The 20480-nt window shown below is 70.9% G+C and carries 12 protein-coding genes; 5 read left to right on the top strand and 7 right to left on the bottom strand.

The window, feature by feature from the left end; genetic code table 11:
* Positions 1-74: 74 nt before the first annotated feature.
* On the top strand, positions 75-2840 hold the full coding sequence (locus tag Actob_RS35720) for a discoidin domain-containing protein (RefSeq protein ID WP_284916347.1): 2766 nt from the start codon (positions 75-77) through the stop codon (positions 2838-2840).
* Between the two features lie 78 nt (positions 2841-2918).
* Positions 2919-6737, top strand: coding sequence for a discoidin domain-containing protein (locus Actob_RS35715; protein ID WP_284916346.1), 3819 nt, complete (start codon positions 2919-2921; stop codon positions 6735-6737).
* 471 nt (positions 6738-7208) lie between these two features.
* Here Actob_RS35715 and Actob_RS35710 read toward each other — a convergent pair whose 3' ends face one another.
* The 3 genes from Actob_RS35710 to Actob_RS35700 form a co-directional block, all read right to left on the bottom strand.
* The gene (locus tag Actob_RS35710) at positions 7209-7754 is read right to left on the bottom strand and encodes a hypothetical protein (RefSeq protein ID WP_284916345.1); all 546 of its coding nucleotides are present in this window, start codon (positions 7752-7754) and stop codon (positions 7209-7211) included.
* Between the two features lie 295 nt (positions 7755-8049).
* Complete coding sequence (locus Actob_RS35705) at positions 8050-9072, bottom strand: Gfo/Idh/MocA family protein (protein ID WP_284916344.1); 1023 nt, start codon at positions 9070-9072, stop codon at positions 8050-8052.
* 106 nt (positions 9073-9178) lie between these two features.
* Positions 9179-9931, bottom strand: a complete 753-nt coding sequence (locus Actob_RS35700; RefSeq protein ID WP_284916343.1) for a hypothetical protein — start codon at positions 9929-9931, stop codon at positions 9179-9181.
* A gap of 126 nt (positions 9932-10057) precedes the next feature.
* On the opposite strand from Actob_RS35700, the gene Actob_RS35695 reads away from it, so the two are divergent.
* Entirely contained in the window at positions 10058-10879 is an 822-nt protein-coding gene (locus Actob_RS35695; RefSeq protein ID WP_284916341.1) for a methyltransferase domain-containing protein, read from the top strand.
* Here Actob_RS35695 and Actob_RS35690 read toward each other — a convergent pair whose 3' ends face one another.
* The 4 genes from Actob_RS35690 to Actob_RS35675 form a co-directional block, all read right to left on the bottom strand.
* A complete protein-coding gene (locus Actob_RS35690) occupies positions 10880-12319 on the bottom strand; it encodes a glycoside hydrolase family 130 protein (protein WP_284922446.1) in 1440 nt (479 codons plus the stop codon).
* Between the two features lie 44 nt (positions 12320-12363).
* Complete coding sequence (locus Actob_RS35685) at positions 12364-13446, bottom strand: glycosyltransferase (protein WP_284916340.1); 1083 nt, start codon at positions 13444-13446, stop codon at positions 12364-12366.
* Positions 13443-14609, bottom strand: a complete 1167-nt coding sequence (locus Actob_RS35680; RefSeq protein WP_284916338.1) for a glycosyltransferase — start codon at positions 14607-14609, stop codon at positions 13443-13445. The genes Actob_RS35685 and Actob_RS35680 overlap by 4 nt, the downstream gene beginning before the upstream one ends.
* Positions 14610-14719: 110 nt before the next feature.
* Positions 14720-15721: a glycosyltransferase family 4 protein gene (locus tag Actob_RS35675; RefSeq protein ID WP_284916337.1), complete on the bottom strand. Its 1002-nt coding sequence runs from the start codon at positions 15719-15721 to the stop codon at positions 14720-14722.
* 82 nt (positions 15722-15803) lie between these two features.
* Here Actob_RS35675 and Actob_RS35670 point away from each other — a divergent pair, with 82 nt between their 5' ends.
* On the top strand, positions 15804-17504 hold the full coding sequence (locus tag Actob_RS35670; RefSeq protein WP_284916336.1) for an alpha-glucosidase: 1701 nt from the start codon (positions 15804-15806) through the stop codon (positions 17502-17504).
* Between the two features lie 911 nt (positions 17505-18415).
* A complete protein-coding gene (locus Actob_RS35665; RefSeq protein WP_284916335.1) occupies positions 18416-20437 on the top strand; it encodes a peptidoglycan recognition protein family protein in 2022 nt (673 codons plus the stop codon).
* The last annotated feature ends 43 nt before the right edge of the window (positions 20438-20480 follow it).

The raw sequence follows: 20480 nt of genomic DNA, 5'->3' as shown, positions 1-20480 counted from the left end.
CACCGCCGGAGACGCCCGCCGAGCAGGAGGAACACCACCGAAAACGGGGGCTGGCCACACCAAGGAAGGGACCCATGGCCAACCGCACCGCCCCGATAGCGACACTTGCCGCAGTCCTCGCGGCCACCGCGGTCACCGCGGTGACCTGGAGCTCCACGCCGGCGCAGGCCGCCGGGCTCTCCCCGTTCGACATCTCCGGACGGGGCGCCACGGTGCCGTTCACCGAGATCGAGGCCGAGAAGGCCGCGACGAACGGCACCTCCACCGGCACCGACCGGACCTACGGCGCCCTCTCCTCCGAAGCCTCCGGGCGGGAGGCCGTCACCCTCGACGCCGCGGGTGAATACGTCGAGTTCACCCTGACCAAGCCGGCCAACGCGGTCACCTTCCGGTACAGCGTGCCGGACGGCAGGAGCGGCTCGCTGGACCTCCGCGCCGGCTCCACCCTGATCAAGAGCGTGCCGGTCACCTCGAAGTACAGCTGGTACTACGGGTACTACCCGTTCACCAACAACCCCGGTGACGGCCGCCCGCACCACTTCTACGACGAGGCCCGGGCGCTGTTCGGGACCACCTACCAGGCCGGCACCAAGATCCGGATCCAGGTCTCCTCGACCGCGCAGTCGCCCAGCTTCACCATCGACCTGGCCGACTTCGAGAACGTGCCGGGCCCGATCGGCAAGCCGGCCGGCGCCATCGACGCGGTCGCCGACTACGGCGCCGATCCGACCGGCGCCACCGACACCACCGCCCGGATCCAGGCCGCGGTCGACGCCGGCGCCGCGTCCGGCCGCGTGGTCTACCTGCCGCAGGGCAGCTACACGCTGTACAGCCACGTGATCGTCGACAGGGTCACGCTGGCCGGGGCCGGGCCCTGGTACACCGTGCTCGGCGGCCGGCACCCCAGCCAGCGCAACCAGGCCGCCGGCCTCTACGGCAAGTACGTGGGTCAGGGCGGTCCGAGCCGGAACGTCACCGTCAAGGACCTCGCGGTCATCGGTGACATCCAGGAGCGGGTGGACGAGGACCAGGTCAACGCGTTTGGCGGGGCCATGTCGAACTCGACCGTCGACGACGTCTGGATGCAGCACACCAAGGTCGGCGCCTGGATGGACGGCCCGATGGACAACTTCACCATCCGCAACAGCCGGATCCTGGACCAGACCGCGGACGGCGTGAACTTCCACATCGGCGTCACCAACTCCACCGTTACCAACACGTTCGTCCGCAACACCGGGGACGACGGCCTGGCGATGTGGGCGGAGAACACCGCGAACGTCGGCAACGCGTTCACCCACAACACCGTGGTGGCGCCGATCCTGGCCAACAACATCGTCAGCTACGGCGGCCGGGACATCACGATCAGCGACAACGTGATGGCCGAGACGGTCACCAACGGCGGCGGCCTGCACGTCGCCAACCGGTACCCGGGCGTCACCGGCCCGACAGCGGTGGCCGGCACCTGGACCCTGGCCCGCAACACCCTGATCCGGACCGGCAACTCCGACTACAACTGGAACTTCGGCATCGGCGCGCTGTGGTTCTGGCCGGACCAGGGCGCGATCACCGGGGCCACCATCAACGTCACCGACACCGACATCCTGGACAGCTCCTACGCCGGGATCCAGTGGATCGGCAACGGCACCAGCGGGCTGAACCTGACCAACGTCAACATCGCCGGCGCCGGAACGTTCGCCCTGCAGGCGCAGGCCCCGGCCACCGCCACGTTCAAGAACGTGAAGGCGACCGGGATCGCCCAGAACCCGCCGACCTACAACTGCACCGGCTCCGGGCTGGCGATCACCGACGCGGGCGGCAACTCGGGGTGGCAGACACCGACGCCGTACTGCGGGCCGTGGCCGGCGCCGAAGTGGGGCAACAGCACCACCACGCCGTCTGGCCCGCCGGCCTCGTCGCCGACGCCCGGCCCCAGCACCTCCAGCACTCCGCCGCCGTCCAACGGCAACCTGGCGCGGGGCAAGCCGGTCACCGCCACGTCCTCGAACGGTAACTACGTGGCGGCGAACGCCGTCGACGGCAACGCGGCGACGTACTGGGAGAGCGCCAACAACGCGTTCCCGCAGACGTACACCGTGGACCTGGGCTCGGCGCAGACCGTCGGCAGGGCCGTACTGAAGCTGCCGGCCGGCTGGGAGAAGCGGACCGAGACCGTCGCGGTCTCCGGAAGCACCGACGGGTCCTCCTGGACGTCGCTCGCCGGTGCCGGCGGGGTCACGCTCGACCCGGCCAGTGGCAACAGCGCGACCCTGGCGCTGACCACCGGGAACCACCGATACGTCCGGCTGACCTTCTCGGCCAACTCGGGCTGGCCCGCGGCGCAGCTCGCCGAGCTCGAGGTGTATGCGAGCGGTGGCACCACCACGCCGCCGACCAGCGCGCCGCCGACCACCACCGCGCCGCCCACCGGCAACCTCGCGGCCGGGAGAACGGCCACCGCGACCAGCCAGGCGGACGTCTACACCCCGGCCAACGTGACCGACGGCAACGCGAGCAGCTACTGGGAGAGCGGCAGCAACGCCTTCCCGCAGTCGATCACCGTCGACCTGGGCCAGAACCGCACCCTCGGCCGGGTCGTCCTGAAGCTGCCGCCGACGACGGCCTGGGCCACCCGCACCGAGACGCTCAGCATCCTGGGCAGCACCGACGGCTCGGCCTACAGCACCGTCAAGGCGAGCGCCGGGTACACCTTCGACCCGGCGAGCGGCAACACCGTCACCATCCCGGTGAGCGCGACCCAGCGGTACCTGCGCGTCACCGTCACGGGGAACACCGGCTGGCCCGCCGGCCAGCTTTCCGAGATCGAGGCCTACCCCTCGTGAGACGCCGCCGGGCGGCCATCCACCAGGCCGCCCGGCGGTCCCCTTGAACACCTTCACCGAAGAAAGGTGCGCTCCCGCATGTCCAGATTCAGGCTCATAGCCGCCGCGGCGGCCGCGAGCGTGGTCGCCGCACTCGTCCACGCCCCCGCGGCGCTGGCAGCCGGCCCCAACCTGGCCGCCGGCAAGGCCTTCAGCGCCAGCGGCTACACCGACGTCTACCCGGCCGGCAACGCCGGCGACGGCAACGCCAACACCTACTGGGAGAGCAACAACAACGCCTTCCCGCAGTGGCTCCAGGTCGACCTCGGTACGTCCACCCAGGTCAACCAGGCCGTCCTCAAACTCCCTCCGGCCACCGCCTGGAACACCCGGACCGAGACGCTGTCCATCCAGGGCAGCACCGACGGCAGCTCGTTCAGCACGCTCAAGGCGAGCGCCGGGTACACCTTCAACCCGTCGTCCGGCAACACGGTGACAGTGGACTTCACCGCGGCCAGCGCCCGGTTCGTCCGGCTGAGCTTCACCGCCAACACCGCGTGGCCCGCCGGTCAGCTCTCCGAGCTGGAGCTCTACGGGCCGGTCAGCGGGGACAGCCAGGCGCCCAGCGCACCCGGCAACCTCGCCTACACCCAGCCGGCCGGCGGGCAGATCAGGCTGACCTGGAACGCGTCCACCGACAACGTCGGGGTGACCGGTTACGACATCTACGCCAACGGCCAGCTCCGCACCTCGGTGGCCGGCAACGTGCTGACCTACACCGACAGCCAGCCGGACTCGGCGACGGTCTCCTACTACGTGCGGGCCAAGGACGCGGCCGGCAACGTCTCCGGGAACAGCAACACGGTGACCCGGACCGGCGCGACCGGCGACTCCCAGGCGCCCACCACGCCGGGCACCCTCTCCTACACCCAGCCGGCCGGCGGGCAGATCCGGCTCAGCTGGGGCGCGTCCACCGACAACGTGGGCGTCACCGGCTACAACGTGTACGCCAACGGCACCCTGAAGACCACCGTCACCGGTACCACGTACACCGACAGCCAGCCCGACACGGCGACCGTCTCGTACTACGTGAAGGCGAGGGACGCCGCCGGGAACGAGTCGGCGGCCAGCAACACGGTGACCCGGACCGGCGCGCCGCAGACCGGCACCAACCTGGCGGTCGGCAAGCCGATCGAGGCCTCGTCGACGGTCTTCACCTTCGTCGCCACCAACGCCAACGACAACGACACCGCCACGTACTGGGAGGGCAGCGCGTACCCGGCCGACCTGACGGTGAAGCTGGGTGCCAACGCGACGGTCTCCTCGGTGGTCGTCAAGCTCAACCCGGGCACCGACTGGGGTACCCGGCAGCAGACGTTCTCGGTGCTCGGCCGGGAGCAGTCGGCGTCGGCGTACACCACGCTCGTGGGCTCCGCGACGTACACCTTCAATCCCGCCTCGCAGAACACCGTGACCATCCCGGTCTCGGCGACCACCGCTGACGTCCGGCTCTCCTTCACCGCCAACACCGGCGCGCCCAGCGGGCAGGTCGCGGAACTCCAGGTGATCGGCACCCCGGCGGCCAACCCGGACCTGACGATCACCGGCATGACCAGCTCGCCGGCCTCGCCGGTGGAGACCGACCCGATCACCCTGTCGGCCACCGTCCGCAACGCGGGCACCGCCGCCTCGGCCGCGTCGTCGGTCACCTTCTACCTCGGCACGACGAAGGCCGGCACCGCGGCGGTCGGCGCCCTCGCGGCCGGCGCGTCCACCACCGTCTCGGCCTCGATCGGGGCCCGGGACGCGGGCAGCTACGCCGTGTCCGCCAAGGTCGACGAGGCGAACACGGTGATCGAGACCAACGAGGCCAACAACTCCTACACCAACCCGGCCACCCTGGTCGTCGCCCCGGTCAGCAGCTCCGACCTGGTCGCCTCGGCGGTCTCCTGGTCGCCCGGCAACCCGTCGGCCGGCCAGACGGTCAGCTTCTCGGCGGTCCTGAAGAACCAGGGCACCGCGGCCACCGGCAGCGGCACGCACAGCGTGACGGTCACCGTGCTGAACGGCTCGACCACCGTCAAGACGTTCACCGGGTCGTACACCGGCACCCTGGCCGCCGGCGCCTCGTCGCCGTCGATCAGCCTGGGCGGCTGGACCGCGGTCAACGGCAAGTACACCGTGCGTACGGTGGTCGCCGCCGACACCAACGAGCTGCCGGTCAAGCAGGCCAACAACACCGGCGAGAAGCCGTTCTTCGTCGGCCGTGGCGCGAACATGCCGTACGACATGTACGAGGCCGAGGACGGCGCCGTCGCCGGTGGCGCGGCGGTCGTCGGCCCCAACCGCACCATCGGTGACCTGGCCGGCGAGGCGTCCGGCCGCAAGGCGGTCACGCTGAACCAGACCGGCTCGTCGGTGTCCTGGACGACCCGCAACGCCACCAACACCGTTGTCGCGCGCTTCTCCATCCCGGACGGCACGACCAGCTCGATCAACGTGTACGTCAACGGCGCGCTCAACAAGACCCTGCCGCTCACCTCGAAGTACGCCTGGCTGTACGGCAGCGAGACGGCGCCGCAGAACTCCGGCTCCGGCCCGCGGCACATCTACGACGAAGCGAACCTCATGCTGACCGGGTCGTTCCCGGCCGGCAGCACCATCAAGCTGCAGAAGGACGCCGGCAACAGCGGCTCCATCGCGATCGACTTCATCCAGCTGGAGCAGGTCTCCGCGATCGCCAACCCGGACGCCAGCAAGTACGTGGTGCCGACCGGTTTCGACCAGCAGTCGGTGCAGGCCGCCCTGGACACGGCGCGTCAGGACAGCACCAAGGTGGGCGTCTACCTGCCCGCCGGTGACTACCAGACGTCGAACAAGTTCCAGGTGTACGGCAAGGCGCTGAAGGTCGTCGGCGCCGGCCCCTGGTACACCCGCTTCCACACCCCGGAGACGCAGACCGAGACGGATGCCGGCTTCCGGGCCGACGCCACCGCCAACGGTTCGACGTTCGCCAACTTCTCGTTCTGGGGCAACTACACGATCCGGATCGACGGTCCCGGCAAGGTGTTCGACTTCGCGAACGTCTCCGGGATCACCATCGACAACATCTGGGCCGAGCACGTGGTCTGCCTGTACTGGGGCGCGAACACCGACAACATGGTGATCAAGAATTCGCGGATCCGGGACACCTTCGCCGACGGCGTCAACATGACCAACGGCAGCACCGGGAACCTGGTCGACAACAACGAGTCCCGGGCGACCGGCGACGACAGCTTCGCGCTGTTCTCGGCGATCGACGCCGGCGGGTCCGACGAGATCGACAACACCTTCTCGAACCTGACCAGCCTGCTCACCTGGCGCGCGGCAGGCATCGCGGTCTACGGCGGCTACGCGAACACGTTCAAGAACATCTACATCGCGGACACGCTCTGCTACTCCGGCATCACGGTCAGCTCGCTGGACTTCGGCTACCCGATGAACGGCTTCGGCGCCAGCCCGCCGACCGTGCTCGACAACATCTCGGTCGTCCGGGCCGGCGGCCACTTCTGGGGCCAGCAGGTCTTCCCGGCGATCTGGATGTTCAGCGCCTCGAAGGTGTTCCAGGGCATCCGGGTCAGCAACGTCGACATCGTCGACCCGACCTACTCCGGGATCATGTTCCAGACCCAGTACATCGGCGGCCAGCCGGTGAACCCGATCAAGGACACGGTCTTCACCAACGTCACCATCACCGGCGCGCAGAAGAGCGGCGACGCCTTCGACGCCAAGAGCGGTTACGGCATCTGGGCCAACCCGCTGCCGGAGGCCGGCCAGGGCCCGGCGGTCGGCTCGGCCACCTTCACCAACCTCACCCTGAGCAACAACTACAAGGACATCGAGAACCCGACCTCGACGTTCACCATTGTCCGCAACTGATCGCTAGCTGTCGCGTGCCCGCGCCCGCCCGCCGGACGCGGGCACGCCCCCCTTCAAGAGCACGATCGTCTTCCCTTTCCGAACCGCGATCTTTCAGACCTTCAAGAGCACGATTTTCTACGCTCTCGGCCCACCACAACCGCAGCAGCCCGGTCCCGTGGCTAAGCGCACGGTGATCCCGGTGCCGGACCGCGAGGCCGCGCCGGGCTGAGCTGCCCACCCCGCCGCGACGAACAGGCGAGCCCGGGTCTGGCTGGTGCTGGTGGTGGTCTCGCAGGCATTGACACAACCGTGAGGACCAGCCGGGGACGGAGGCGCGGCACTTTCCGGAGTGCGGCGGGCCTCGCGGCCCGGCCCGGCGGCGCGGTCTCGGCTCGGCTCGGCCTCGTGTCTGGTTCACCCGTTTGCCGGCGGCGGGCGCAGGCGCATGACCGAGTGTCCGTGCCTGGCGATGAGGGTGCGGCGGGGTTGTCAGGTTCGGGAGGCCGTGTCGTGGGCGAGCCGGCGGATCGCCTCGGCCACGTCGTGTGCCTCCTGGTCGCCGCCCTCCGGCGGGCGGGCGACGAGAATGGCGCCGGCGAGCCGGTCGAGCTCACCGGCGGTCAGCCGGAGGGATTGCAGCACCTCATGTCCCGTCACCGGGTCGCGCGCGACCAGGTAGGGAACCTGCTCGCCGGCCCGCCCGTCTTCCTCGACCTGCCGGATGTGCAGGTAGCTCCGGCTCAGGTCGGCGGACTGGGCGCCTTGTGGCCCGCGGACCCGTAGCGTCGAGCCCGTCAGCCAGCACACGGCACGCAGCGATCGCACCACGAAGAAGATGCCGAACGTGAACATGACCGGCATCATGAGCAGCCCGGCGACGTTGAAGTGGTTCCGGTGTCCTCGGTGCTCGTGCCGGCTGGGGAACGCACCCACCAATACGCAGATCGGTAGGAGAAGGAAGCAGATCCCCGCGAGCAGGTCGAACAGGCGTGCCCCGAGCGACGGGTTCGTCGAGAAGTACAGCCGATCCTTCATCTCGTCAGCGTAGGAACAGGCCACCACAGCCACCGCCGTTCGACCCCGCTCCGGCCGGGCGTCATCCCGGCTGTCCGAGACGCCGAATCCGCCCGGCGCGGCCCCGCGGTCCGTGCCCGGCGCGGCCTGGCGAGCTCAGCCCGGCGCGGCCCCGCGGCCCGTGCCCGGCGCGGCCTGGCGAGTTCAGCCCGGCGCGGCCCCGCGGCCCGGCACCGGGATCACCGCGCGCTCAGCCACGGGACAGGGCTGCTGCGTCTGGGGACACCCAGAGCGTAGAAAATCGTGGTTCTGAATGTCAGAGGGCGACGGAGCGGCCGGTGGAGGCGCTGACGCGGGCGGCGTCGAGGACCTCCATGGCGCGGACGGTGTCCCACGGGTCGACCGGGAGCGGGCCGGTGCCGAGGACCGCCGCGGCGAAGGCCGGATAGAAGGTGTCCCAGCGGCCGCGGCAGCTCTCCACCGGGGCGCCGGTGGAGCCGCGCCACAGGTGGCCCCAGCGGTGCTCGTGCTCGATGCCCCAGCGGTCGCCCAGCTTGGCCGGGTTCTTGCCGGCTTTGAGCATCTCCTCCTGGCAGTCCAGCTCGGCGGAGATGAACGTGCCGGCCGTGCCGGTGACCCGGAAGCGCGGGCCCGGGCCGGCCTGCCGCCAGCTGCCCCACAGGTGCGACTCGACGCCGCTGAGGTGGTGCATGGCCAGGAAGAAGTCGTCGTCCAGCTCGCTCTCGCCGCGCATCTCGGCATAGACGCGCTGGGCCGGGCCGTGCAGCTGGAGCGCCTGGTCGACCAGGTGCGAGCCGAAGTCGAGCAGGGTGCCGCCGCCGGCCGCCTTGGGCAGGCGGTCGGGCGCCCAGCGTTCCATCCGGGACTCGAAGCGGCGGATGGTGCCGAGCGAGCCCTTCTCGATGAGTTTCTGGAGGGTCAGGAAGTCCGAGTCCCAGCGCCGGTTCTGATAGACCGTCAGCGGGACGCCGGCCGCCTCGGCGGTCCTGACCAGCTCGCGGGAGGTCGGCGCGTCGAGCGTGAACGGCTTGTCGACGACCACGGCGAGGCCCAGCCGGATGGCCTCCAGGGCCAGGTCGGCGTGGGTGGACGCCGGGGTCGAGACGGTCACCGCCCGGACGCCGGCGGCGGCCATCGCCTCGATCGAGTCGAAGGTGGCGACGCCGGGCAGCTCCTCGGCGACCTGCTTGCGGCGCTCCTCGGAGGTGGTGACCACACCGACGAACTCGATGTTCTCCGCGGAGGCGATCAGCGGGGCGTGGAAGATCCGCCCGCCGCTGCCGTAACCCACCAGCCCGAACCGCACCTGCTCGATCATGCCGGAAGTTTTTCATATCCATTGCCGGGCTGTTGCGGGTGATCCGGCCCGTGACTTGTGATGACCGCCGCATGACGCGCAGTCACAAAATGTGGTAGTGCCCGTCTCACAGGCCGAACGTGGCCCGGATCGCGTGACCGGCCGGGCGGAACACCTCGTCGCGCAGCCACCGGCTGGTCGCGGCGATGCCGCGGAACACCGCGCCGAAGGTGTATCGCCAGGTGACAGCGATCGCGATGCCGAGCGGCCGGAGCACGAACCGATAGATCACCCGCGAGGCCCAGGCGATCGCCAGGGCGATCGGGACCAGCACCCAGCGGTAGGCGCCGCGCGCGAGCCAGGCGATCGCCAGGCCGATCGGCCGGAGGATCCATCGGTACGACGCGTGCACCGCCCAGACGACCGCCCGTCCGATCGGCGTGAGCACCCAGCGGTAGAGCGCCACCAGCAGCCAGGCGAGCGCGTGCCCGAGCGGCGCCAGCACCCAGTTGTAGAGCGCCCGCAGCACCGGGGTGAGCAACCACACGATGGCCATCGCGATCGGCCGCAGCAGATGGCGCAGCAGCATCCGGAGCACCCAGGCGACCCCGGTGACCAGCGCGGCCAGCACCCAGCGCAGCGCGTGCCAGATCGGCAGCACGATCCACTGCAGCAGCTGGCGCAGCAGCCAGAGCAGCGGGACCACCAGGAAGGTGCGCAGCAGCCAGCCGAGCGCCCGGCTGACCGGCACCAGGACGAATCGGTTGAGCAGAACGCCCAGCTCCCAGAGCAGCCGGAAGGGGAAGACCACGATGAGTGCGATCGCCCGGAACGGATAGGTGATCCAGGCGGGCTCGTCCGGCCGCTGCGGTGTCGTCATCGGGTGCTCCTCGTTCACAAGCGCCTCACGGTACTGGAACCGATCAAAAGAAAAGCAGGTGGAGCCCCCTGTCGGATGGATGACGACGGCCGTCGAATCGGTGTGCGCCAGGAGAACAATCGCGGCATGGAGCCCGCGCAGAAGGAACGTACGCCGTTTTCCGACATCGACGGACTGACCGCCCCGATGTCGGAGATGGTGCTCGCCGCGCTGACCGAGATGGGCCGGCACCCGGAGATCCGGCGGGTCCGCCGGGCCGGGGTCGACGCGCTCCGGCCGGCGCTCGGGACGCGGCTGCTGGACGCGGGATCCGGGAGCGGGGAGGTGGCCCGCAGGCTGGCCGGCGAGGTCGGGCCGCGCGGTGAGGTGATCGCGCTGGACTGTTCGGCGGCGATCACCGCGGCCGCGGTGAGCCGGCACGACGACAGCAACGTGCGCTACGTCCTCGGTGACGTCTGCGACCTGGACCTGCCCGACGACTGCGTGGACGGGGTGTGGTGCGAGCGGGTGCTGCAGCACGTGGACGACGCGGACCGGGCGATCGGCGAGCTGCGCCGGGTGACCCGGCCGGGCGGGCGGCTCTGCCTGATCGACACCGACTGGGACTCGCTGGCCTTCGACGGGATGCCGCCGCGGCTGTGGAACACCGTGTGGCGCTATGTGCGCGGGCACTTCACCCCGCCGCAGCGGGACATGGGGCGCACGCTGCGCCGCCGCCTGGTCGCGGCCGGGCTGTCGAGCCTGACCGCGACCCCGGTGACCTGCCTGTTCGGCAGTCCCGAGTCGGCGGCGGTGGTGCTGCCGATGGTCAACCCGCGGGTGCCGGCGGACACCTGGCAGACCCCGCCCGGACTCCGGGAGGAGTGGCTGGCCTGTGTCGAGGCGGCCGGCGCCCGCGGTGACTTCCTCGCCGTCCTGACCATCTGGGTGGTGGCCGGGACGGTGTGATCACCGTTCGACCGGGACCATGCGGTGCAGCAGACGGTCGAGGGGCATGCTGGCGAAGCTGATCCGGACGTCACTCGACGCGTACGGCAGCCAGAACCGCCCGTCGTGCACCAGCCCGCCGCAGGAGTAGAGCACGTTCGGCACGTACCCCTCCCGCTCGGTCTCGTCTGGGTCGATCAGGCCCTGCGGCAGGTCGGCGATCACCTTGGACGGGTCGTCCAGGTCGAGCAGCATGGCGCCGATCGCGTACCGCCGCATCGGCCCGACGCCGTGGGTGAGCACCAGCCACCCGGCCTCGGTCTCGATCGGCGAGCCGCAGTTGCCCACCTGGATCAGGTCCCAGCCGCGATGCGGCACCAGCAGCGGGCCGGCCGGCTGCCAGCGGTGCTGGTCGTCGCGGACGGCCAGGCCGAGGGTCTCGCCGTCGGAGCGGCAGAGCGCCATCTTCTTGCCCTTGACGTAGCGCGGGAACAGCGCCATGCCCTTGTTCCGGGCGGCCGGCCCGTGCAGCGCCGTCACCTCGAAGTGCCGCAGGTCCCGGCTGTAGATCACCCGGCCGGCGATGTTGTACCCGTCGTACGCGGTGTAGGTCGCCTGGTACGCCGGCCGCCCGTCCGGGTCGATCACCTGCACGAACCGGGCGTCCTCCATGCCCCGGCTCTCGCTCGGGGTGGCCGGCCAGAGCACCCGCTGGTGCAGCGGCATGGTGGCCGGGAAGGTGACGGCGTAGTCGTCCATCACGATGCGCCGGATCAGGTCCATCGTCATCGGGGTGGTCGGCCGGGCCAGGATCTCCGGCGGCAGATGGCTCAGCACGTCCTCGAACACCTGGTCGTCGTAGCGGTCCGGGAGGGCGCCGAGGATGTACGCCGAGCACTCGTTGTCGATGTCCTCGTCGCCGAGCGCCGCGAACAGCTGGTGCTTCATGTGTTTGGCGCCGACCCGCTGGCCGATCGCGAGCGGGCCGTCCCGGTCCTCGAGGCGGATCGCCGCGCCCGGCCCGATGATCACGCTGCAGAACCCGATCGACGAGATGTGCCCCTCGCCGATCTGCCGCAGGCTCAGCGCCGCGCGCAGCTCGCCCGGCGCCAGGTCGTGCTGGTCCGGGTGCGGGACGATGGACGGGTTGCACAGCGCCGCGGCCTCGACCGAGAACTCGTGGCTGAAGTACGCCCCGATCAGCGTCCGGGCCTGCGGCGACAGGTCGATCTCGGGCGGCACCCGGTGCTGCACCACCTCGTAGTGGTGCTGGAACGTCGCCAGGACGTCGTGGTGCCGCCCGGAGAACCGGCCCAGCACGTCGTCGAGCAGCGCGCTGATGTCGCCCTCGTCGAGCTGCAGCATCCGCTCGATCATGCAGGCCGTGCGGTTGTGCGTGGAGTGCGCGTCCTCGCCGGGCACGAACAACTTGATCACCACGCGGCGGCCGTCAGGCGCCATGGTGATGTTGTGACGGGTGATGTCGGTGGAGTTCACGGTGGCTGTCAACCTAGGCCGCCTGACGGTCGGGTCGCGCTCCGGTGTGCCAGCGTGCGGGCATGCTGCAGCGTGGAGACGAGCGCGAGAGTGGATTCGGCTCCTTGGTTCAGATTAGGACCATCAGCCGTCAATCCGTCATAACAACCACAAGTCTCGCTGTCCCACATCACCGTTCCGGTGTCGTTGTCGCCCAGAAACCAGGCGATGGCCTGAAAGAGCGGGGCGTCCCAGCGTTCGTCGCCGGTGACCGCCGCCGCGGTGGCGCAGGCGTCGGCGGTGGCCGCCGCCTCGATCGGTTGCTGGTCGTGCCGGTGCCGGGGGACACCCGGGCGCCAGCCGCCGACCGGCACCGTGGACAGGTGCCCCCGGTGCTCCTGCATGTCGCAGAGCCAGGACAGCATCCGCAGGCCGTCGCCGAGCAGCGCCTCGTCGCCGAGCAGGTCACCGGCCGCGATCACCACCTCGGCCAGCGCCGGGTTGGCGTAGGTGAGTTCCCGCTCCGGCCACACCCAGGCCGGGTCGGAGCCGGGCAGGCCGATCACGGTCGCCGCGTCGGCGAGCAGCGTGGCGGCGGCCCGGTCGCGCGGATCGGCCCGGAGCAGCTCGGCCGCGCCCAGACCGGCGAAGGCCATCGCCCTGGGCCACGGGGAGCGGCGGTGGGCGCCCAGGTGGAAGGCGTACCGGGCCTCCGCGCGGATCCACCGGGCGCTGCTGCGGGCGGCGGCGGTGCCCAGGCCCCACAGCGCCCGGCCCCACCAGTCGCCCAGCGACGGCTCGTCCTGCCAGCGCCGGTCGTAGCTCATCCGGTTACGGAACGCGCCGTCCGGCCCCTGCGCGTGGGTGAGGAAGGCCAGGTAGCGCTCGGCGGCCCGGAGCAGCTCGGGTGACGGCCGGGGCTCCCGGCTGGCGACCAGCAGGCCGCGGCTGACGTCGTCGACGCAGTAGCCGTGCTCGCGCCGGGCGATGGCGGTACGGGCGTGCTCCAGCAGCCCGGTGTCGTCGGAGAGCCGGAGCACGTGGTCGAAGCGGGGTTCGGGGACGTCGGTGAGCCGGATCGGTGGCGGGATCAGCCGCAGCGAAAGGCTCATGCCGAGATCGTCGCCGCGGCCAGCGGCGCCCGGTCGGCCAGCAGGCGGGCGGCCAGGGACTGGTAGCGGGCGGCCACCGCCGGCCAGCGCAGCGTCGGCCCGCCGGCCAGCCCGGCCAGCCGGCCCGGCAGCCCCGGTTCGGCGAGCACGTGCCGGATGGCCAGCGCCATCGCCTCCGGGTCCTGGTGCGGCACCAGCAGTCCGGGCCCGTCGGCGAGCAGTTCCACGGCGTGCGGGAACTCGGTGGCCACCACCGGTACCCCGGCGCCGACCGCCTCGATCAGCACCCCGGAGGTGACCTGCTCGGTCGAGTCGTAGGGCAGCACCACCGCGTCCGCGGACCGGATCAGCTTGGACAGCCGGGCCGGCTCCAGGTACGCGTCCACCCAGTTCACCGCGTCGGTCACGCCCAGCTCGGCGGCCAGCGCGACCAGCGAGGAGCGGTAGACGTCGCCCTGCTGCTCCAGCACCTTCGGGTGGGTGCGCCCGGCCACCGTGTAGAGCGGGGCCGGGGCGAGGTCGCCGAGCAGGGCCAGGGCCCGCAGCGCCCACTCGATGCCCTTGCCCGGGCCGAGCAGGCCCCAGGTCAGCAGGTTCGGCCGGTCGTGCGCCTCGCGGGGCACCCCGGTGTGGCTGCCGGCGCCGTGCGGAATCACCGTGATCTTGCGGGGGTTCACCGCGTAGTTCGCGGTCAGCCGCTGCCGGGCGGTGTCGGTCATGGTCACCACGGCGGCGGCGGTGTCGGCGATCTGCTCCAGCGCCGCGCGTTGCAGCGGGTCCGGCCGAGTGAGCACGGTGTGCAGCACCACGATGGCCGGGATCTTGAGGTCGCGCAGCAGCGGCAGCACCTCGGCGCCGGCGTCGCCCGGGTAGATCCCGTACTCGTGCTGGATGATCGCCACGTCGAATCGGTTCAGCGCGGCGGCGGCGGCGACCCAGCCGCCCGGCCGGTCGGTGTGCCAGGTGTGCACGACCCGCGGCGCGGCCCGGTCGAGCGCGATCCCCCCACCGGCGTTGTCCTGGCTGAGCAGGCGTACCACCCCGGATCCCACGGCGGCGCCGGGCGTGCCGGCGGTCAGGTGGGTGGCGAGTGCGGCATTGAATGTCGCCAAACCGCATTGAGTGGGGGGATACGTGCTCAAAAACCCGTATGTCGCGGGCATGACTGGGCCTTTCTCTCCTCAGCCGGCTGCCTCCCCGCAGCGCGGGGCGTCCGGGAATACCTCCCGTTCAACGCGTAATTCACATTCCGACGTTAACAAGACCCAGCTTTTCAGCTGAGGATTTTTCGATAAATCGCCAGATAGTCCTCGACCATCCGAGCGGCCGAGAAGCGTTCCCGGGCCCGCGCGGAACAAACCCCCCGATCGAGGGTCCCGATCTCATCGACCGCGGCCACCGCCGCCTCCACCGAGTCGACCAGGCGGCCGGTCACGCCCTCGTCGACCACTTCGGGCATGGACCCTTTCCGGTACGCGATCACCGGCGTCCCGCACGCCATCGACTCCACCACCGACAGCCCGAACGGCTCGGCGAACCGGATCGGATGCAGCAGCGCCGCACCAGACCCGAGAATGGTGCCGCGCTCGTCCGGTCCGACCGAGCCGAGGTAGACCACCCGTTCCCCGTCGATCAGCGGCTCCACCTTCTCCTCGAAGAATCGCCGGTCCTGCACGATCCCGCAGATCACCAGCCGCCGGCCGGCCCGCCGGGCGATCTCGATGGCCAGATCGGTTCCCTTGTCCGGGTGGATCCGGCCGAACAGGATCAGATCGTCCCCGCCGTCCGGGTGGAACGGCAGGCCATCGAGGTCGACACCGTGGTGCACGGTGGCCAGATAGTCCAGTTCGGGCGAGCGGTCGCTGTCGGAGATGGACACGAACAGCGACTTCGCCCGCTGGTACGCCGGGAGGATGTTCCTCCCGGAGAACCCGTGCACGGTGGTCAGCAGCGGCGCCCGGCAGTGCGCCGAGAAGGCCAGCGGCAGCCAGTCCAGGTGGTTGTGCACCAGGTCGAACTCGCCGGAGCGGCCGAGCGCGTGGCTGACGTGGATGGCTTCCCAGACCCGGCCGTCGATCTCGTCGGACTCCTCGTACCCGGTCGGCACGACGCCGTCCAGGGTGGCCCTGGTGACCGAGTCCAGGGTGGCGAAGAGGGTGACGTCGACGCCGCGCTCGGTCAGTCCCTCGGCGAGCAGGCTGGTGATCAGTTCCCAGGGGCCGTAGTGAAGCGGGGGAGTGCGCCAGGCGATCGGCCCCAGCAGTGCCACCTTCATGACAAAAGCCTGATTCCGGCAATAAACACGTGGTCAGTATGCCTGCCGTTTACCGAGCCCGTTCTCGTGTTAGAGAAGAGCCATGACGGATTCGTGGTGGAAGAAGGCGGTCGTCTACCAGATCTACCCGCGGAGCTTCGCGGACTCGGACGGCGACGGGATGGGCGATCTGCGCGGCGTCATCAACCACCTCGACCACCTCGCCGAACTGGGCGTGGACGTGCTCTGGTTATCGCCGATCTATCCCTCGCCGCAGGACGACAACGGGTACGACATCAGCGACTACCAGGACATCGAGCCGATGTTCGGCACCCTGGAGGTCTTCGACGAGCTGCTCGCCGGGGCGCACGCCCGCGGCATGAAGCTGATCATGGACTTGGTGGTGAACCACAGTTCCGACGAGCACCCCTGGTTCCAGGAGAGCCGCTCGTCGACCGACAACCCGAAACGCGACTGGTACTGGTGGCGGCCGGCCCGCGACGGCATGGAACCGGGCACCCCGGGCGCCGAGCCGACCAACTGGGGCTCCGTCTTCGGCGGCCCGGCCTGGGAGTTCGACGAGAAGACCGGCGAGTACTACCTGCACCTGTTCTCCCGCAAGCAGCCCGACCTCAACTGGGAGAACCCGGAGGTCCGGCAGGCGGTCCACGCGATGATGCGCTGGTGGCTGGACCGGGGCGTGGACGGCTTCCGGATGGACGTGATCAACATGATCTCCAAGGTCCTGCCGCTGCCGGACGGCCGCCTCTCGGCCGGCTCCGCCTACGCCGACGGCTCCGCCGGTTTCATCGGCGGTCCCCGCCTGCACGAGTTCCTCCAGGAGATGCACCGGGAGGTGTTCGCCGGCCGGGAGGGGCTGTTGACCGTCGGCGAGATGCCCGGGGTCACCGTCGAGGAGGCGATCCTGCACACCGACCCGGACCGGCACGAGGTCGACATGGTCTTCCAGTTCGACCACGTCTGGGTGGACCGGGGCCCGGACCCGTGGCTGCTGCAGCCGCTCCAGCTCACCAAGCTCAAGGCGATCCTGGGCCGCTGGCAGGCCGGGCTCGCCGAGGCCGGGTGGAACAGCCTCTACTGGAACAACCACGACCAGCCCCGGGTCGTCTCCCGGTACGGCGACGACTCCCCGGCGTACCGGGCGGCCTCGGCCAAGATGCTCGGCACCGTGCTGCACCTGCACCGCGGCACGCCGTACGTGTATCAGGGCGAGGAACTCGGGATGACCAACTACCCGTTCGGCGGGATCGAGGACTTCCGCGACATCGAGGCGCTCGGGCAGTACAAGCAGGCGCTGGAGTTGGAGGGGCGGACCCCGGAGGAGGTGCTGACCGTGCTGCGGGCGCGCGGCCGGGACAACGCCCGTACCCCGATGCAGTGGGACGACTCGCCCAACGCCGGCTTCACCACCGGCACGCCGTGGCTTCCGGCGAACCCGAACTATCCGGAGATCAACGCGGCTGCCCAGCGCGCGGATCCGGACTCGGTGTTCCACTACTACCGCCGGCTGATCGAGCTGCGGCACACCGAGCCGGCGGTGGCCGAGGGCGACTTCACCATGCTGCTGCCGCACGACGAGCGGCTCTACGCCTTCACCCGCCGCCTCGGCGCGACCGAACTCCTGGTGATCGGCAATTTCACCGGCGAGCAGGTGCGCGCGGAGATCGAGGACGCGGCGGCGTGGGCGGATGCCGAGCTCCTGCTCACCAACCTGCCCGGGGGGTCGCCGGGGTCGCTGGTGCTAGCCCCTTGGCAGGCCGTCATCTACAAACGCACCGTCTAGCCTCGCCGGGCGGTCGTCCCGGGCGTACCGTCCAGCGGTCGTCCCGGGCGTACCGTCCAGCGGTCGTCCCGGGCGTACCGTCCAGCGGTCGTCCCGGGCGTACCGTCCAGCGGTCGTCCCGGGCGTACCGTCCAGCGGTCGTCCCGGGCGTACCGTCCAGCGGTCGTCCCGGGCGCACCGCTCAGCCCCGCCCAGCGGTCGTCTCCAGGCGCATCGTCCAGCCCCACCCGGCGGTCAGCGGTGCCTCGCAGGCACCTCCGGCCGCCGGCCGGGCATGGTCCTCAGTCACGTTCCAGCTTCCGCGGCCGGGGTCCGCTGTCCGCTCGCGGTCGGTCACTTTCTCCGGTACGCCCGCAGCCCCCGTCTCCCAAAGCCAGTCCAGCCCGTCACCCTCAGTCTCGGCTGGTCGTGGTGGTGGTCTCGGGTGGTTTGTTACCACCGTGGGTGCCAGCCCGTGGTGGTGGCTGGTTGTGGTGGTGGTCTCGGGCCGCTTGTTACCACCGTGGGCGCCAGCCCGTGGTGGTGGCTGGTTGTGGTGGTGGTCTCGGGCCGCTTGTTACCACCGTGGGCGCCAGCCCGTGGTGGTGGCTGGTTGTGGTGGTGGTCTCGGACCGTTTGTTACCACCGTGGGCGCCAGCCCCGAAGTCACAAGCCCGCTCGAACGCAACGCATCCCGACCGCGTCATCCACAGCCCACCCCACCGCAACCGCGGAAATCCGCCACACTGCCAGGTGGGCGGTGGCCCCCAGGGTGGGCGGGCTGTGCTCGGCGGCACCCCACCCCACCACCCGGCGAATCGAGCTTTTTTCACAGAAATCGCCACAAGCCACTCCCGCCCCCGGCAAGGTGTCAGGTGGCCGCCGGTTCACTGCCGAATCGACCCCTTCCGCCGGTGGCCGGGGAGTCTCGCATGCGCCGGAACCGCCTCGTCGCCGCCATGGTCGCGGCCACCCCCGCGATCGCCCTGGCGATCGTCGGTCTCGCCCCCGCCGCGGCGCCCCCGCTGCTGCAGACCTTCGCGCTGACCGGCGGCCTGCGCCTGGTCGCCGACACCGGCACCCAGACCGCCGAGCTTCCGGAACGCCACACCAAGCGGTTCAGCCTGGTCGGCGTCACCTGGGACGACCCCCGCGCGGTGGCGGCCGGGACCATCGAGGTGCGCACCCGCCCGGTCGGCGGCCGGAGCTGGACGCCGTGGCAGGTACTGGAGACGGACGCCCCGGACGAGTCCGGTGGCGCCGCGGCCCGTGGTGCGAGCGACCCGCTCTGGGTCGGGCCGTCGAACGGCGTGCAGGCCCGGGTGATCGCCGCCGGCGGCGCGTCGGCCCTGCCGGTCGGGATGCGCGTCGACCTGATAAATCCCGACGCCGACGCCGACGCCGAAGCGGTCGCCGGCGAGAACCCGGCCGTGATGGAGCGAGCCTCGGTGGAGACGCCGGACCGGCCGGTACCGAAGCTGATGACCAGGGCCGCCTGGGGTGCGAACGAGCGGATCGTCAAGGAGGCCCCCAGCTACACCGGCCCGGTCCGGGTGTTCTTCGTGCACCACACGGCGACCGGCAACAACTACAGCTGCAGGAGCTCGACCAGCGTGGTCCGCGGGATCGAGGCGTACCAGGTGAAGAGCAAGGGCTGGAACGACATCGGCTACAACTTCCTGGTCGACAAGTGCGGCACCATCTTCGAGGGGCGGCGCGGCGGGGTGACCCGCAACGTGCTCGGCGCGCACACCCTGGGCTTCAACACCAACGCCAGCGCGGTAGCGGTGATCGGGGACTTCCGGTCGGCGGCGCTCTCGCCGGCGGCCCGGCTGTCGGTGGCGCAGCTCGCCGCGTACAAGCTGGGCGCGCACGGCAACGCGCCGGCCGGCCGGGTGTTGGTCACCTCCGGCGGCGGGCCGAAGTTCCCGGTGGGCCGGCGGGTGACGCTGAACCGGATCTCCGGGCACCGCGACGCCGGGCTGACCGAGTGCCCGGGCGACGCGCTCTACGCCCAGCTGCCGGCGATCCGGCGGCTGGCCGGCGGGGCGCCGAGCGGCCTGCACGTCGCCAAGGTGTCCCGCGCCTGGCTCTGGTCGGGGACGTACTGGACCACCGGGCGGCTGGTCCCGCTCTGGGATCTGACCACCTCGACCCGGATGATCGCCCGGTTCGACGTGTACGTGGACGGCGAGCGGGTGCTGTCCCGGGCCAACTGGACCCGGCTGGGCGAGTTGCGGCTCGGCCCCGGCGCGCACACCGTCGCGATCCGGGCGGTGCACCTGTCCGGCCGGTCGTCGACCGTCTCGATCCCGGTGGTGGCCGACGTGACCCCGCCGGCCTTCACCGCGCTGCCGCAGGCCCGGCTGACCGCCGGGACGGTCGGGACCAGCGCGCCGGTGCAGCTGGCCTGGACGGCTACCGACCCGGCCGGGCTGCGCGGTGTGCAGGTCACCGGGACGAGCGAGGCGACGCTCGGCGGGACCGTCCGCAGTCTGCTCGGCACGGCCCCGGTGGGTGTGGCGAGCAGTTGGACGGTGGCCGCTACCGATCACGCGGGGAATCGGCGGGAGGCGACGCTCACGCGTACCCCGCAGGTGTTGCAGGAGAGCGCGGCGACGCGGACCGGGACCTGGCGGACCTCCTCGGACACCAGCCACCTGGGCGGTGCGGCGGCCTCGGCCGCTTCCGGCGACGCCTCGCTGACCTGGTCCTTCTCCGGGAGTTCGGCGGGTCTGGTGGTCGGCCGCACGACCACCTCGGGGCGGATCAAGGTCTATGTCGACGGCGATTTCCAGGGTTATGTCGACCTGCGGTCGACAGCTCCGATGTATCGGCGGATGGTGTGGACGCGGTCGTGGCCGGAGGGCGGCGAGCACACCGTGCGGGTGGTGCCGGAAGCCACCTCCGGGCGGCCGAAGGTGATTATCGACGGCTTGGTGCGTCTGGGCTGAGGAACCTGACAGCAGGTGTCAGTCTCCGCGGAGAGGATCGGCA

The organism is Actinoplanes oblitus, assembly GCF_030252345.1.
Taxonomy (GTDB): Bacteria; Actinomycetota; Actinomycetes; order Mycobacteriales; family Micromonosporaceae; genus Actinoplanes; species Actinoplanes oblitus.
The sequence above is the reverse complement of the archived record's forward strand: the minus strand, read 5'-3'. Positions and strand labels throughout refer to the sequence as shown.

Coding starts and splice junctions, on each gene's coding strand:
- Actob_RS35720 (WP_284916347.1), top strand. CDS start 75: ATGGCCAACCGCACCGCCCCGATAGCGACACTTGCCGCAGTCCTCGCG.
- Actob_RS35715 (WP_284916346.1), top strand. CDS start 2,919: ATGTCCAGATTCAGGCTCATAGCCGCCGCGGCGGCCGCGAGCGTGGTC.
- Actob_RS35710 (WP_284916345.1), bottom strand. CDS start 7,754: ATGAAGGATCGGCTGTACTTCTCGACGAACCCGTCGCTCGGGGCACGC.
- Actob_RS35705 (WP_284916344.1), bottom strand. CDS start 9,072: ATGATCGAGCAGGTGCGGTTCGGGCTGGTGGGTTACGGCAGCGGCGGG.
- Actob_RS35700 (WP_284916343.1), bottom strand. CDS start 9,931: ATGACGACACCGCAGCGGCCGGACGAGCCCGCCTGGATCACCTATCCG.
- Actob_RS35695 (WP_284916341.1), top strand. CDS start 10,058: ATGGAGCCCGCGCAGAAGGAACGTACGCCGTTTTCCGACATCGACGGA.
- Actob_RS35690 (WP_284922446.1), bottom strand. CDS start 12,319: ATGGCGCCTGACGGCCGCCGCGTGGTGATCAAGTTGTTCGTGCCCGGC.
- Actob_RS35685 (WP_284916340.1), bottom strand. CDS start 13,446: ATGAGCCTTTCGCTGCGGCTGATCCCGCCACCGATCCGGCTCACCGAC.
- Actob_RS35680 (WP_284916338.1), bottom strand. CDS start 14,609: ATGCCCGCGACATACGGGTTTTTGAGCACGTATCCCCCCACTCAATGC.
- Actob_RS35675 (WP_284916337.1), bottom strand. CDS start 15,721: ATGAAGGTGGCACTGCTGGGGCCGATCGCCTGGCGCACTCCCCCGCTT.
- Actob_RS35670 (WP_284916336.1), top strand. CDS start 15,804: ATGACGGATTCGTGGTGGAAGAAGGCGGTCGTCTACCAGATCTACCCG.
- Actob_RS35665 (WP_284916335.1), top strand. CDS start 18,416: ATGCGCCGGAACCGCCTCGTCGCCGCCATGGTCGCGGCCACCCCCGCG.